The organism is Pseudoblastomonas marina (genome assembly GCF_014641655.1).
GTDB lineage: Bacteria > Pseudomonadota > Alphaproteobacteria > Sphingomonadales > Sphingomonadaceae > Alteriqipengyuania_A > Alteriqipengyuania_A marina.
On sequence record NZ_BMID01000001.1, the window covers coordinates 501,168 to 514,523 of the forward strand.

The following is a 13,356-nucleotide window of genomic DNA, read 5'->3' on the forward strand; positions in this document are numbered from 1 at the left end:
GGCGCGCGGGAAACCGGGCGCCCTGTTCGCGTCAGGGCGCGTCTCAGACGATCCGCTTGCCACCCTTGAACAGGGCTTCGGCACGTCCCTCGACGCCCTGCCGATCGAACGGTGTGTTGCCCGCCGCGGCGCGCATCTTGCCGCTGTCGACGATCCACGGCCTGTCGGGATCGACCAGCACCAGGTCGGCGGCCTGTCCCTCGGCAAGCGTGCCCGCCGCGACGCCGAGCAATCGCGCCGGGTTGGTCGAAACCAGCTCGAACGCGCGGCCGAGATCGATCACCCCGTCCCGCACCAGCGAGAGCGTGAGCGGCAGCAGTGTCTCGGCGCCCGCCATGCCCGGCGCTGCATCGGCGAAGGGAAGCCGCTTGGCCTCGCTCCCGTGCGGATCGTGGCTCGAGCAGATCACGTCCACCGTCCCATCGCCGATCGCCGCGCGCACGGCCTGACGGTCGTCCTCGCTCCGCAGCGGAGGCGAGAGCCGTGCAAAGGTCCGGAAATCGGCCACCGCGAGGTCGGAGAGCATAAAATAGGCCGGGCTGACCCCGGCGGTGACGGTCAGCCCGTCGGCCTTTGCGCGCCGCACCATGTCGAGCCCGCGGGCGGTCGTGACCTGGCGGAAATGCACCCGCGCGCCGCTCAACTCGGCCAGCATCAGGTCGCGCGCGATCGCCAGCGCTTCGGCCTCGGCGGGGGCGCTCGCAAGCCCGAATCGCGTCGCGATCGCGCCGCTGGTGGCGACCGCGTCGCCTGCGAGGCCACCATCCTCCGTGGCGACGATACAGGTCAGGTCGAGCATCGCGCAGGCTTGCATCACGCGCAGCATGGTCCCGCTATCGGCGATCCACTTGCGACCGGTCGCGACCGCGCGCGCGCCAGCCTCGCGCATCAGCGCGAGTTCGGTTAGCCGGCTGCCTTCGAGCCCGCTGGTGGCGGCGGCAATCGGATGGACCCACAGGTCGGGCTTGCCGCTGCGCGCGGCGAACCGCACCGGTGCGGGCGCATCGAGCATCTCGCCGTCGGGCATCACACCGACGCGCGCGATCCCGCCGAAATGGCAAGCCGGCTTGTCGACCGCGAACACGCCGAGATCGACGAGCGCGGGGGCGAGCAACGCGCCCTTGGCGTCGATCGCGTCGTCGGTCGGTTCGCAATCGCCGACGGATTCGATCCGGTCGCCCGCACAGCGCACCGAGCCGGTGGCAATCTCCCCGGATGGGAGCACGAGCCGTGCATTGGTGATCGACAGGTCGGTCATGCCCAGCCCTCCAGCCCGCGCGCCTTGCGGGTCAGCACGTCGAGGCAGGCCATGCGGATCGCGACCCCCATCTCGACCTGCTTGGTGATCAGCGATTTCTCGCGTTCGGCGACGTCGCTGTCGATCTCGACCCCGCGGTTCATGGGTCCGGGATGCATGATCCAGGCTTCGGGCGCACAGGCGTCGAGCCGCTTCGCGGTGAGCCCGTAGAGATGGCGGTACTCGGCGGTCGAGGCGAGATACTGTCCCTCCATCCGTTCGTTCTGGACGCGCAGCATCATCACCGCGTCGACCCCGTCGAGCGCGGCGTCGAAATCGTGGAAGGGCTCGGCGCCCAGCGCCTCGACATTGGCGGGCATCAGCGCCGGCGGCGCGCAGGCCCGGACCCGCGCACCGAGCGCGGTGAGGCACATCATGTTCGAGCGCGCGACGCGGCTATGGAGGATGTCGCCGCAGATCGCGATTTTCACGCCGTCGAGCGCCTCGCCGCTGGCGATCCCCATCGCATGGCGCAGCGTCAGCGCGTCGAGCAGTGCCTGCGTCGGGTGTTCGTGGCTGCCGTCACCGGCATTCAAAACCGGGCAATCAACCTTTTCGTCGATCAGCTGGACCGCGCCAGAACTGCCGTGGCGGATCACGATCGCATCGGCGCGCATCGCGTTGAGCGTAACCGCCGTGTCGATCAGCGTCTCGCCCTTCTTCACCGAGCTTTGCGCGGCATGCATGTTGACCACGTCGGCACCCAATCGCTTGCCCGCGATCTCGAAACTGAGCAGCGTGCGGGTCGAATTCTCGAAGAAGGCGTTGATGATCGTGAGTCCGGACAGCGCGTCCGAATGCTTCTTCGCCTCGCGATTGAGCGCGACGTATCGTTCCGACTCGTCGAGCAGGAACAGGATCTCGTGCCGCTCGAGCCCGGCGATGCCGAGCAGCGACCCGTGCGGGAAGGCCAGCGATCCCGCAGGGTAGCGGGAGCGGCGCATTTCTTCCGAAGCTGTCATTAAAGCCAAGCCCCTAGTCGAGCCGTATCGTACGCTCAAGCGGTTTCGCCCTTGCGCGGGGGCAGGTGCACGTTAGGCAGGGCGCATGGTATTCGCACGCAAGGTCTGGAAGCTGCTCGTCGGGATCAAGGACGGGCTGGTGCTCATCTTCATGCTGCTGTTCTTCGCGCTGCTTTACGCGGTGCTGACGATGCGGCCGAGCGCGGAGGCGGTCAGGGACGGCGCGCTGTTCCTGCAGCTCGACGGCGTGGTGGTCGAAGAACCTTCGCCGATCGACCCGTTCGAGGCGATTTTCGCGCCCGGCGAACTGGTCACCGAATATCGCGCGCGCGACCTCGTGGCCTCGATCGAGGATGCGGCCGAGGACGACCGGATCAAGGCCGTGGTGCTCGACCTGTCGCGCTTCCTCGGCGGCGGCTTCGTCCACATGCAGGAAATCGGCGCGGCGCTCGAAGCGGCGAGTGAAGCCGGCAAGCCGGTCTACGTCCATTCGCTGTTCTATACCGACGATTCGATGCTGCTCGCCGCCCATGCCGACGAGGTCTGGCTCGATCCGCTGGGCGCGGCGCTGATCGCCGGGCCGGGGGGCGAGGGGCTCTATTTCGGTGGGTTGCTCGACCGTCTGAACATCAATGTGCGCGTCTACAAGGTCGGGACGTTCAAGGACGCGGTCGAACCCTTCTCGCAGCAGCGCGCCTCGCCCGAAAGCCTCGCCGCGCGCCAGGCGCTCTACGACGATATCTGGGAGCTCTACCGCCAGGAGGTCGTCCGCGCGCGGCCCGACATGCAGATCGAACGGATCACGTCCGCCCCGGCCGAGTGGATCGAGGGTGCCAATGGCGACACCGCGCAGGCCGCGCTCGACGCCGGCCTCGTCGACAAGCTCGGCAGCTGGGAGGAATTCGGCGAATATATAGCCGATAAGGTCGGCGAATCGCGCTGGGACGAGAGCGCGGGGGCTTTTGCCCATACCGATTTCGATACCTACGATGCCAATCGCTCGGTGGACGAGCCCGGTAGACCGATCGCGGTGGTCACGGTCGCCGGGGAAATCGTCGACGGCGATGCCGGACCCGGCACCGCCGGGGGCGACCGGATTGCCGACCTGATCGACGAGGCAGCGACCGACGACGATCTCGCCGCGCTGGTGCTGCGGGTCGATTCGCCCGGCGGGTCGGTGACCGCGTCGGATGCGATCCGGCGCGCGCTGTTGCGGGTGAAGGCGAAGGACATCCCGATCGTGGTATCGATGGCCAACGTCGCCGCCTCGGGCGGTTACTGGGTATCGACCCCGGCCGATCGCATCTTTGCCGAGCCGGGGACCATCACCGGCTCGATCGGGATCTTCGGCATCATTCCCACCTTCGAGGATTTCCTCGCCGATTACGACGTCTACACCGATGGCGTCCGCACTACGCCGCTCTCGGGCCAGCCCGATCCGATCGCGGGGTTCACGCCCGAAGTCGATCGCATCATCCAGGCCAATATCGAGGCCGGCTACGCCCGCTTCGTCGGTATCGTGGCGGAGAACCGCGGCTGGGACCCGGCGCGGGTCGACACGGTCGGCCAGGGCAGGGTCTGGTCCGGCGTTGCTGCGCGACAGAACGGGTTGGTCGATGCGATGGGCGGGCTCAACACCGCGCTGGCCTATGCCGCCGAAGCCGCCGAGCTCGGCGAGGGCGAATGGCATGCCCGCTATCTCGGCACCGAGCGCCAGCAATTCGGGACGCTGATCGAACAGCTGACCCGCGACGAGCGGGGGACCGATGCCGCCGCGCGCGACGTGATCTCCTACGCTGCGCAGCGTCGCAAGCTGGCTCTCCAGCTCGCCTCTGTGCGGATGGAGCGGCTAGTTGGCGGGGCGGCAGGGATGCAGGCGCTGTGCCTCGAATGCGAGGCCGGCGTGGCCGCACGCCCGATCGCCGAAGAAGGCGGGTTCTGGACCCGGCTGGCAAGCTATCTGCGCTAGCGCGCGGAAGCCGGTTCAGTCGGGCGGCAGGATTTCGGGACCGGTGTAATCGGGATTGTCGGTATCGGGCTGGAGCGGCTCGATCTCGTGCGGGATGCGATCCGGCGGTGCTTCGTGCGGGGTTTCCGGCGGCGGGGTTTCGTTCGGGGCCTGGTCCGGGCGCGCCGGTGTTTCTTCGGGTGTTGGATCGGGTGGGATACTGGCCATGGCGGCGTCTCCTTTTCAATCGCTCAAACGGCTCGATCGTCCGCCGTGTTCCCGGCGCGTGTCCGCGCTCCCCGCTTGCCCTTTACCGCCCCTTCCGTTAGGGGGCGCGGCTTATATCCGGCTCGGTCTGTTTTTGCGGGCGTGGCGGAACTGGTAGACGCGCTGGTTTTAGGTACCAGTATCGAAAGATGTGGGGGTTCGAGTCCCTTCGCCCGCACCAGTGCCGCCATGGATTTCCGCTGCGCAGGACCCGGGCAGATCACCCGCATCCATGCGAACTTTGAAGATTGAAGGCAGTTACCTGATGCAAATCGTCGAAACGACCAATGAAGGCCTCAAGCGCGCTTACGCGATCACCATTCCCGCCGATGCGATCGAGAGCCGCATCGATGCCGAAGTCAAGGCGATTGCGCCGCAGGTGAAGATGCCCGGCTTCCGCCCCGGCAAGGTGCCGGCCAACCTCGTCCGCAAGATGCACGGCGATGCGCTCCATGGCGACGCGCTCAACAAGGCGGTGCGCGAAGCGGTCGATTCGGTCATCAGCGGCAAGCAGCTGCGCCCGGCGATGCAGCCCAAGGTCGATTTCGACGAGAGTTACGAGCAGGGCAAGGACGCCCAGCTCACCGTCGAAGTCGAGGTCCTGCCCGAAATCGACACGCCCAAGGTCGAGGGCCTCAAGCTCGACAGGCTGATCGTGCCGGTGAGCGACGATGAGGTGATGGAAGAACTGAACCGCATCGCCTCGGGCCAGAAGCGTTACAAAGATGCCGCCAAGAGCCGGAAGGCCAAGGAAGGCGATCAGGTCGTGATCGACTTCGTCGGCAAGATCGACGGCGAAGCGTTCGAAGGCGGGGCCGCCGAGGGCGCGCCGCTGGTGATCGGTTCGGGCACGTTCATCCCCGGCTTCGAAGACCAGCTGACCGGCGTGAAGGCCGGCGACGAAAAGACCGTCAAGGTCACCTTCCCGAAGGATTACCAGGCCGATCACCTTGCCGGTAAGGACGCCGAATTCGACGTCACCGTGCAGGCGGTCAAGGTCGAGGACGAAGGCGAGCTCGACGACGATTTCGCCAAGTCGATGGGTCTCGAAAGCCTCCAGCAGCTCAAGGACCTGATCAAGGGCCAGCTCGAGCAGCAGCACGCCGGCCTCACGCGTACCGCGATGAAGCGCGGCCTGCTCGACAAGCTCGCCGGCGACCACGATTTCGACGTGCCGCAGGGCATGGTCGACGCCGAGTTCGACCAGATCTGGGCCCAGCTCCAGCAGGAAGCGCAGAAGGAAGAAGATCCGGCCGCCGCGATGAAGGAAATCGAGGCCGAGAAGGACGATTACCGTCACATCGCCGAACGCCGCGTGCGCCTCGGCCTGCTGCTGTCCGAAATCGGGCAGGCCAACGGCGTCGAGGTGACCAACCAGGAAATGCAGATGCTGATCCAGCAGGCGGCCCAGCAATACCGCCAGGAAGATCGCCAGCGTTTCGTCGAATACATCCAGCAGGAGCCGATGGCCGCCGCCCAGCTGCGCGCCCCGCTCTATGAGGACAAGGTCGTCGACTTCCTGTTCGACAAGGCCGACGTGACGGAGAAGGAAGTCACCCGCGAGGAACTCGAAGCCGCAATCGAGGCGGACGAGGAAGCCGAGGCGGAAAAGGCCAATAAGGCGCCCAAGAAAAAGGCCGCCAAGAAGGCTCCGGCGAAGAAGGCGGCTGCCAAGAAGGATACCAAGAAGGACGGGGACGAAAAGAAGGCCCCGGCCAAGAAGGCTGCTGCGAAGAAAGCCCCGGCGAAGAAGGCCGCCGCCAAGAAGGACGGCGACAAGAAGCCGGCCGCCAAGAAGGCCCCGGCCAAGAAAGCCGCGGCCAAGAAGGCTCCCGCCAAGAAGAAGTAAGGCGGCTTCGCCACGAACAACGGATGGCCGGGCTCGCGATGGCGGGCCCGGCCGTTTTCATGTCCCGATCAATCCTCGTCGGACTTGCCGGCCCGGTCGTATTCGTTCTGCAACCGCGCGACCGCGAGCTGTTCGTTGAGGTAGTTGACCTCGCCCTGCGACAGCTCGCGCGCCAGCGCCGAGGCATCGAAGCCGAAGATCATCCCCAGCAGCTCGACCAGCATGTTCCAGAGCTCGTCGATCAGCTGCTCGATCTTGGTCCACCATTTCGGAGGCTTCCCGCCGTTGAACAGGCCGAGGATCCATCCGATCAGCTTCTTGATCTCGGTAAGGTACTTGGAAATCCAGGTGAGGATGCCCTTGCCGACCCGGCCCGAGCGAAGCTGCTGGACCGCGAGCTTCTCGCCCGATCGCGCCATCTCTGTCGCATCGGTCATCGCGAGAAATTCGTTCAGGACGACCCGGTCCTGCGCGTTGAGGCGGCTGAAATTCTCCTTCGTGAAACCTCGGACCTTCGCGAAATTGCGCTCCACGAGCATGGCATTGTGGCCGATCACGACGCTTTCGTCGCCGTCGCCGCCCGCCTTGGTCGCAGCCTTGCCGATATTTGACGCAAACGAGATCACCGCGCCCATGAATGCGTCCAGCTCGCGACCGTCGTCCGCGCCCTCGCTCGGCGTCGGTGTTGGTTTGTCCGGCATGTTACTTCCCCCTATGCGGCCTTGCCTGGCCCGACCGCCGTTCGATCGAGCGAAGGGGAGCCTACCCGCGGCGACATGCTAATGGCGCGGAGACCGATCCGGATCGGAGGTTTCTTCCGGCAGGGGCGGGCCTATTCGGTCGGTGCCCAGCGCTCGAAGGTGGGTTCGGCAAGCTCGGCGGTGCGCGCCTGTTCGTAAGCGTAACCGGCGTTGAGCACGTCGTGATCTGCCCATTTCGCGCCGATGATCGAAAGCCCGACGGGCAAGCCCTCGACATGCCCCATCGGCACGGTGAGGTGGGGATAGCCGGCGATCGCCGCAGGGGCGCCGAAACCGATGCTGCCGTTGAAATTGTCGCCCAGAACGAGGTCGCTCATCCACGCCGGGCCACGGGTGGGCGCAACCAGGAACCGGACGTCGTGTTCGGCAAGCAGGGCGTCGATTGTTTCCTTCCCCGCGATCCGCACGGCATTTTCGCGCGCCTTCTCGTAGGCCTCGAGATCGGTCGTGCGCTCGGCGAGTTCGAACAGGTCCTGCCCGAACCAGCGGAGCTCGGTCGCGGCATTGAGTTCGTTGAAGGCGATCAGATCGGCAAGGCTGCGCGGCAGGTTCTCACCCGGCAGGGATGCAAGATATTTGCCCATCTGCTCGCGCAGCTCGAACATCAGCACGGTGAAGCTGTCGCGATACATCTCGCCGTTCGGCTGGAACTCGATATCGACCAGCACCGCGCCCGCGCGCTCGAGATCCTCGAGCGCGGTGCCGAACACCGCCTCGACGTCGGCGCGATCGCCGATCTGGTTGCGCATCACGCCGATTCGGATGCCCTGAAGCGAATCGCGCGACAGGCCCTGGGTGTAGTCGACGCGGCGATTGGGCACATCGAGCGTCGCCGGGTCAGCCGGGTCCGCGGCCGCAATTGCGCCCAGCAGCAACGCGGCATCCCAAACGCGGCGCGTCATCGGCCCCGCGGTGTCCTGCGTGGAGGAGATCGGCACCACGTGGGTGCGGCTGACGAGGCCGACACTGGGCTTGAACCCGACCACGCCGTTGATGCTGGCGGGGCAGGTGATCGATCCGTTGGTTTCTGTCCCGATCGCGCCCCAGGCGAAGCCCGCCGCCACTGCCGCGCCACTGCCCGAGGACGAGCCGCAGGCATTGCGATCCACCGCGAAGGGATTGCGCACGAGCCCGCCCACCGCGCTCCACCCGCTGGTCGAATCGCGGTCGCGGATATTGGCCCATTCGGACAGGTTGGTCTTGCCGAGCACGACCCCGCCATTGGCGCGCAGATTCGCCACCAGCGGCGCGTCGCGCCCGGTCGCGTTGCGCGCCAGCGCGAGGCTTCCGGCGGTGGTGGGCCATTCGCGGGTCTCGATATTGTCCTTGATCAGCACGGTGCGCCCACCGAGCAGCGAGCCGTCGTCCGACAGCGGCACCGCCTTCGTCGCGGCATCGGGATCGTAGACGATCACCGCGCTGAGCTGTGGTCCGGAATCGTCGTAGCGCTCGATCGCGGCGATGTTGCGCGCGGCGAAATCCGCCCAAGCCGGCACGCCCGGCTGGCGCCGGGCAGGCGGGGTCTCGGCCTGTTCCGCCGGCACCCGGTCGATCTGCGTGTCGGGCAGGGCGCGGTCCTGCGCATTGCCGGCGGCGGGGAGGGCGAGGGCGGCGAGTGCCAGGCCTAGGGCGGTTTTGCTCATGTCCGCACCGTCCCGCTTTGCCGCGCCTGTGTCAACGCAGGTAAACGCCCTTGAACTCTCGGCGTCGAGCGACGACATAGCCCGCAACGTTTTTTGACAAGGACCACCCATGATCGATCTTTCCGGCGCACTCGGCGAAACCCACGGCACGCAGGGCCAGTTCACCCGCGATCCGCTGACCGGCGCGCTGGTCCCGGTGGTGGTCGAACAGACCAGTCGCGGCGAGCGCAGCTTCGACATCTTCAGCCGCCTGCTGCGCGAACGCATCGTGTTCGTCACCGGCCAGGTCGAAGACGGCATGGCCTCGCTGATCATCGCGCAGCTGCTGTTTCTCGAAAGCGAGAACCCCTCCAAGCCGATCAGCATGTACATCAACTCGCCCGGCGGGGTGGTGACGGCCGGGATGGGGATCCACGACACGATGCAGTACATCAAGCCGCGCGTTTCGACCGTCTGCGTCGGCCAGGCCGCCTCGATGGGCAGTTTCCTTCTGGCGGCGGGCGAGCCGGGCATGCGCATCGCGCTCCCCAATGCGCGGATCATGGTCCACCAGCCCTCGGGCGGCGCGCGCGGGATGGCCTCGGACATCGAGATCCAGGCGCGCGAAATCCTCCGCATCCGCACCCGGATGAACGAACTCTACGTCAAGTATACCGGCCAGAGCCTCGAGGACATCGAGAAGGCGATGGATCGCGACACCTTCCTCGAAGCCGACGAAGCGATGAAGTTCGGGATCGTCGACAAGGTCTTCGAGACCCGTCCGGAAAGCGAAGACGGCGACGACAAGGACAAGAAGGACTGACGCTCGACGCGTCGCAGCTGCCGGGCCGCCTCGCGCAAAAGAGTGTTGCCCCGCTTCATCGAATGGCAAGGCTTTTGCCCCTATAAGGGGGGCGAAGCATTGATAATCGGGCCATTGCGCCCTAATTCCTTTCGTTCCGCGCCGCTGCCCGGCGCGGTCGAGGGACGTGACAGGATATGACCAAATTGAGCGGAACCGATAGCAAATCGACCCTCTACTGCAGTTTCTGCGGGAAGTCCCAGCATGAGGTGAAGAAGCTCATCGCTGGTCCGACGGTGTTCATCTGCGACGAATGCGTCGAGCTGTGCAACGACATCATCCGCGAGGAAACCAAGGCCGGGCTCACCGGCAAGAAGGAAGGCGGCGTTCCCGCCCCGATCGAGATCTTCGAGACGCTGAACGATTACGTGATCGGGCAGGACCGCGCGAAGCGCGTGCTCTCGGTCGCGGTGCACAATCACTACAAGCGCCTGAAGCACGGCGGCAAGGCTGGCGACGTCGAACTCGCCAAGTCGAACATCCTGCTCGTCGGCCCGACCGGCTGCGGCAAGACGCTGCTGGCGCAGACGCTGGCGCGCACCTTCGACGTGCCCTTCACCATGGCCGACGCGACCACGCTGACCGAAGCCGGTTACGTGGGCGAGGACGTCGAGAACATCATTTTGAAGCTGCTCCAGGCCTCCGACTACAATGTCGAGAAGGCCCAGCACGGGATCGTCTATATCGACGAGATCGACAAGATCACCCGCAAGGCGGAAAACCCCTCGATCACCCGCGATGTGTCGGGCGAGGGCGTCCAGCAGGCGCTTCTGAAACTGATGGAAGGCACCACCGCCTCCGTCCCGCCTCAGGGCGGACGCAAGCACCCGCAGCAGGAATTCCTCCAGGTCGACACGACCAACATCCTGTTCATCTGCGGCGGTGCCTTTGCCGGCCTCGACAAGATCATTTCCGACCGCCTGCAGAAGCGTTCGATCGGTTTTGGCGCGCATGTCGCCGATCCGGACAAGCGCCGCATCGGCGAACTGCTCGGCAAGACCGAGCCGGAAGACCTCCTGAAGTTCGGCCTGATCCCCGAATTCGTCGGCCGCCTGCCGGTGATCGCGACGCTGCACGACCTCGATGTCGATGCGCTGGTCACGATCCTCAAGGAGCCGAAGAACGCGCTGGTCAAGCAGTACGGCAAGCTGTTCGAGCTCGAGGATACCGAGCTCACCTTCACCGACGACGCGCTCGAGGCGATCGCCCAGAAGGCGATCGAACGGAAGACCGGCGCGCGCGGCCTGCGCTCGATCGTCGAGGCGATCCTGCTCGACACGATGTTCGACCTGCCGAGCGACGACAATGTCGGCGAAGTGGTGATCGACAATGACGTGGTCGAAGGTCGCAAGGACCCGGTCAAGGTCGTCAAGGGGAAGGAAGAGGCCGCCTAGGCGCTTTCCCCGGAACCGAAACAAATGACCCCGCCCGACGCCGAGTCGGGCGGGGTTTTTGCTGCGCGACTCCCGGAGGAGCTAGGCGCCGCGCAGGCGCCGGGCCAGGGGGATCAGCCCGGAAGGAAAACGCCGTCGGTGACGTGGATCACGCCGTTCGAGACGTCGACATCGGCCTTGGTGACCGTGCTGGTGCGGCCCGCGGCGTCGGTGATCGCGATGGTGTCGCCGGCAAGGCGCGCGGTGAGCTTTCCGCCCGCAATCGTGTCGATCGTCGCGCTACCGCCATTGCGTTCGATCAGCGCGACCAGGTCGGCACTGGTCACTTCACCGGCGACCGCGTGATATGTCAGGATGCTGGTCAGCGTGGCTTTGTTTTCGGGCTTCACCAGCGTGGCGACGGTGCCGTCGGGCAGTTTGGCGAAGGCGGCATCGGTCGGGGCGAAGATCGTGAACGGACCTTCGCTCGAGAGGGTTTCGACCAGGCCCGCGGCCTTGACCGCGGCGACCAGCGTCTCGTGCATGCCGGTACCCATCGCGGCTTCGACGATGGTCGGCTGGCTCGCGGCGGCGGCTTCCTTGTGATGGTCGTAGGCCATGCCGGGGGTCGCACCGGCGAGGGCCACGCCGGTGGTCGCGGCGATCGCGCAAAGCGAGACGGCCTTCAGCTTGTTCAACTTGGGCATCGGTAACTCCTTGGATTGCAAGTTTCCCGTCCTGCGGGAGGAGCTACGCGACCGGTCGCGCGACTTATGCGTCGGCGTCCGGAAAAAAATCAGGTGGCGGCGAATTCGCCGCTCGCGACCACCGGTCCGGCGTCGGCCTCGGCCGGCTTGCCGCCGAGCGGTTCGCGGGTCAGCAGCAATTGCGATCCGTCGGCGATATTGCGCGCGATGTCGGGAGACAGGGTCACGCGCATCCGCTGTCCCGGCGCGACCACGCCGAGCGACTGCAACTCGCCTTCGGGGGGGACGAGCCACAATTCGTGATCGTGCACCCCGTCCGCGGTGAGCCCGTCGGCCGCGAGGATCAGGTCGCTGCTGCCGGGCAGGTAGGTCACGCCAAGCCGCAGCTGGGTCTCCCCGATCGGCAGCGAGGCCATCAGCGGCGCCCCGGCCTGCACGGGCGGATCGGGATCGACCGGGGGCGGGGCGAGGCGGGTGGTGGCGAGGAAGGCGAGCGCGAGCGCGGCGGCAGCCGAGGTCAGCCCCGCGGTCCAGCGCCAGCGCCGTTCGCGGGTGCGGAGCCGGACGATCTCGGCCGAGGCGGGCGTACCGCCTTCCACCCTAGCGAAGGCGAGGATGCGCGCGGTCAGGTCCTCGCCCGGCTCGACGCCGCCGAGCTCGTCGAGCAGCGGCGCGAGGCGTGCGTTCCACCACTCGACCCGTTCGGCGAAAACCGCATCACGGGCGACCCGCGACCGCGCGGCGAGCGTTTCCTCCGCTCCTAGCAGGCCGAGCGCGTATTCGGCGGCGAACATGTCGCTGTCGTCGTCGAGGCGGTGAATCTCGCTCATTCGCCATCCTCCATGCAATCGCGCAGGCGCATCAACCCGCGGCGGATCCGACTCCTCATCGTCCCCGGGGGGACGTTTTCCGCTCGCGCGATCTCGTCATAGGTGCGCCCCCCGAAGAAGGCATCGCGGATCGGGCGGCGCTGGTTTTCCGACAGCGTTTCGATGCAGCCATGTACGCGCGCATCGCGCTCGCCATCTATCAGTTGTTCGTCGGCGAGCGGGACGCCGTCGGGGAGCATGTCGGCTTCCCCGATCGGCGCGGCATTGGCACGGACGCCGCCCTTGCGCGCCCGATCGATCGCCCGGTTGCGCGCGAGCGTGGCGAGCCAGCTGATCGGGCTCGCCCGCTCGGGATCGTAGCGATCCGCGCTCTTCAAAAGTGTGGCGTATACGTCCTGCAAGGCATCTTCCGCTTCGCTTCGGTCCCGCAAGATACGCAGGCAGATGCCGAATAGCTTCACCTTGGTGGCTTCGTAGACTTCGGGAAAGGCGGCGCGATCTCCCGCGCCAAGACGCTTCATCAACGACTTGAGACGTTTCCGGGCATGTTCGCTCGCCTGTGCCATCGCTGGAGGGATGTCGCGAACCGGGCACGAGGTCAATGACGCGATGGAACGATCGAACAGCCGCCGGGCGGGCAGCGTGGCAAAAATGCCGCAATGCAGCATAATTTACACCAGTGTTAAAAGGACGTGTCTCCGAACTGTTCGCTAACAATTGTGAAGATGAAATTTCCGAAGGCCAGAAGGCGAGTGTCGCGCAGAAAATTTCACGACTCTCCGAACCGACCACATTCGTCGGACACTTGTCATGAAACCGTCATCCCGGGGGTGTTTTCGGAACCCGTCCTGTTCACTAAAGAGAACATTGTACCGGTT

At 66.1% G+C, this 13,356-nt stretch carries 12 protein-coding genes and 1 tRNA gene; 5 read left to right on the plus strand and 8 right to left on the minus strand.

Annotated elements, in window-relative coordinates; all coding sequences use genetic code 11:
- Positions 1 to 43 precede the first annotated feature (43 nt).
- A complete protein-coding gene (locus tag IEW49_RS02430) occupies positions 44 to 1,258 on the minus strand; it encodes a dihydroorotase (RefSeq protein ID WP_188641186.1) in 1,215 nt (404 codons plus the stop codon).
- On the minus strand, positions 1,255 to 2,259 hold the full coding sequence (locus IEW49_RS02435; RefSeq protein WP_188641187.1) for an aspartate carbamoyltransferase catalytic subunit: 1,005 nt from the start codon (positions 2,257 to 2,259) through the stop codon (positions 1,255 to 1,257). Before IEW49_RS02435 ends, IEW49_RS02430 begins: the two co-directional genes overlap by 4 nt.
- Before the next feature lie 85 nt (positions 2,260 to 2,344).
- On the opposite strand from IEW49_RS02435, the gene sppA reads away from it, so the two are divergent.
- On the plus strand, positions 2,345 to 4,228 hold the full coding sequence (sppA, locus tag IEW49_RS02440) for a signal peptide peptidase SppA (protein ID WP_188641188.1): 1,884 nt from the start codon (positions 2,345 to 2,347) through the stop codon (positions 4,226 to 4,228).
- A 15-nt stretch (positions 4,229 to 4,243) separates the two neighbouring features.
- Here sppA and IEW49_RS02445 read toward each other — a convergent pair whose 3' ends face one another.
- Positions 4,244 to 4,435, minus strand: coding sequence for a hypothetical protein (locus tag IEW49_RS02445; protein WP_188641189.1), 192 nt, complete (start codon positions 4,433 to 4,435; stop codon positions 4,244 to 4,246).
- A 135-nt stretch (positions 4,436 to 4,570) separates the two neighbouring features.
- Here IEW49_RS02445 and IEW49_RS02450 point away from each other — a divergent pair.
- Together IEW49_RS02450 and tig are read left to right on the plus strand one after the other, a co-directional pair.
- Positions 4,571 to 4,655 (plus strand) — tRNA-Leu (locus IEW49_RS02450).
- Positions 4,656 to 4,739: 84 nt separating this feature from the next.
- Positions 4,740 to 6,323: a trigger factor gene (gene tig / locus IEW49_RS02455; RefSeq protein WP_188641190.1), complete on the plus strand. Its 1,584-nt coding sequence runs from the start codon at positions 4,740 to 4,742 to the stop codon at positions 6,321 to 6,323.
- Positions 6,324 to 6,391: 68 nt separating this feature from the next.
- On the opposite strand, the gene IEW49_RS02460 is transcribed toward tig, so the two are convergent.
- Positions 6,392 to 7,024: a hypothetical protein gene (locus IEW49_RS02460; RefSeq protein ID WP_188641191.1), complete on the minus strand. Its 633-nt coding sequence runs from the start codon at positions 7,022 to 7,024 to the stop codon at positions 6,392 to 6,394.
- A 131-nt stretch (positions 7,025 to 7,155) separates the two neighbouring features.
- On the minus strand, positions 7,156 to 8,727 hold the full coding sequence (locus IEW49_RS02465; RefSeq protein ID WP_188641192.1) for an amidase: 1,572 nt from the start codon (positions 8,725 to 8,727) through the stop codon (positions 7,156 to 7,158).
- Between the two features lie 109 nt (positions 8,728 to 8,836).
- Between IEW49_RS02465 and IEW49_RS02470 the strand changes: the two genes are divergently transcribed.
- Together IEW49_RS02470 and clpX are read left to right on the plus strand one after the other, a co-directional pair.
- Positions 8,837 to 9,529 (plus strand): ATP-dependent Clp protease proteolytic subunit, encoded by a 693-nt coding sequence (locus IEW49_RS02470; RefSeq protein ID WP_188641193.1) that lies wholly within the window; start codon positions 8,837 to 8,839, stop codon positions 9,527 to 9,529.
- Positions 9,530 to 9,705: 176 nt separating this feature from the next.
- Entirely contained in the window at positions 9,706 to 10,962 is a 1,257-nt protein-coding gene (gene clpX / locus IEW49_RS02475) for an ATP-dependent Clp protease ATP-binding subunit ClpX (RefSeq protein ID WP_188641194.1), read from the plus strand.
- A gap of 113 nt (positions 10,963 to 11,075) precedes the next feature.
- On the opposite strand, the gene IEW49_RS02480 is transcribed toward clpX, so the two are convergent.
- The 3 genes from IEW49_RS02480 to IEW49_RS02490 all read right to left on the minus strand — a co-directional run bounded on the left by IEW49_RS02480 (position 11,076) and on the right by IEW49_RS02490 (position 13,044).
- Positions 11,076 to 11,648 (minus strand): fasciclin domain-containing protein, encoded by a 573-nt coding sequence (locus IEW49_RS02480; RefSeq protein ID WP_188641195.1) that lies wholly within the window; start codon positions 11,646 to 11,648, stop codon positions 11,076 to 11,078.
- 89 nt (positions 11,649 to 11,737) lie between these two features.
- Positions 11,738 to 12,478, minus strand: coding sequence for an anti-sigma factor (locus IEW49_RS02485; RefSeq protein ID WP_188641196.1), 741 nt, complete (start codon positions 12,476 to 12,478; stop codon positions 11,738 to 11,740).
- Positions 12,475 to 13,044, minus strand: a complete 570-nt coding sequence (locus IEW49_RS02490) for a sigma-70 family RNA polymerase sigma factor (protein WP_188641197.1) — start codon at positions 13,042 to 13,044, stop codon at positions 12,475 to 12,477. The genes IEW49_RS02485 and IEW49_RS02490 overlap by 4 nt, the downstream gene beginning before the upstream one ends.
- Positions 13,045 to 13,356 lie beyond the last annotated feature (312 nt).

Bases quoted from the DNA above. Each gene is read 5' to 3' on its own strand.
- IEW49_RS02430 (WP_188641186.1), bottom strand. From the start codon at position 1,258: ATGACCGACCTGTCGATCACCAATGCACGGCTCGTGCTCCCATCCGGG.
- IEW49_RS02435 (WP_188641187.1), bottom strand. From the start codon at position 2,259: ATGACAGCTTCGGAAGAAATGCGCCGCTCCCGCTACCCTGCGGGATCG.
- sppA (WP_188641188.1), top strand. From the start codon at position 2,345: ATGGTATTCGCACGCAAGGTCTGGAAGCTGCTCGTCGGGATCAAGGAC.
- IEW49_RS02445 (WP_188641189.1), bottom strand. From the start codon at position 4,435: ATGGCCAGTATCCCACCCGATCCAACACCCGAAGAAACACCGGCGCGC.
- tig (WP_188641190.1), top strand. From the start codon at position 4,740: ATGCAAATCGTCGAAACGACCAATGAAGGCCTCAAGCGCGCTTACGCG.
- IEW49_RS02460 (WP_188641191.1), bottom strand. From the start codon at position 7,024: ATGCCGGACAAACCAACACCGACGCCGAGCGAGGGCGCGGACGACGGT.
- IEW49_RS02465 (WP_188641192.1), bottom strand. From the start codon at position 8,727: ATGAGCAAAACCGCCCTAGGCCTGGCACTCGCCGCCCTCGCCCTCCCC.
- IEW49_RS02470 (WP_188641193.1), top strand. From the start codon at position 8,837: ATGATCGATCTTTCCGGCGCACTCGGCGAAACCCACGGCACGCAGGGC.
- clpX (WP_188641194.1), top strand. From the start codon at position 9,706: ATGACCAAATTGAGCGGAACCGATAGCAAATCGACCCTCTACTGCAGT.
- IEW49_RS02480 (WP_188641195.1), bottom strand. From the start codon at position 11,648: ATGCCCAAGTTGAACAAGCTGAAGGCCGTCTCGCTTTGCGCGATCGCC.
- IEW49_RS02485 (WP_188641196.1), bottom strand. From the start codon at position 12,478: ATGAGCGAGATTCACCGCCTCGACGACGACAGCGACATGTTCGCCGCC.
- IEW49_RS02490 (WP_188641197.1), bottom strand. From the start codon at position 13,044: ATGGCACAGGCGAGCGAACATGCCCGGAAACGTCTCAAGTCGTTGATG.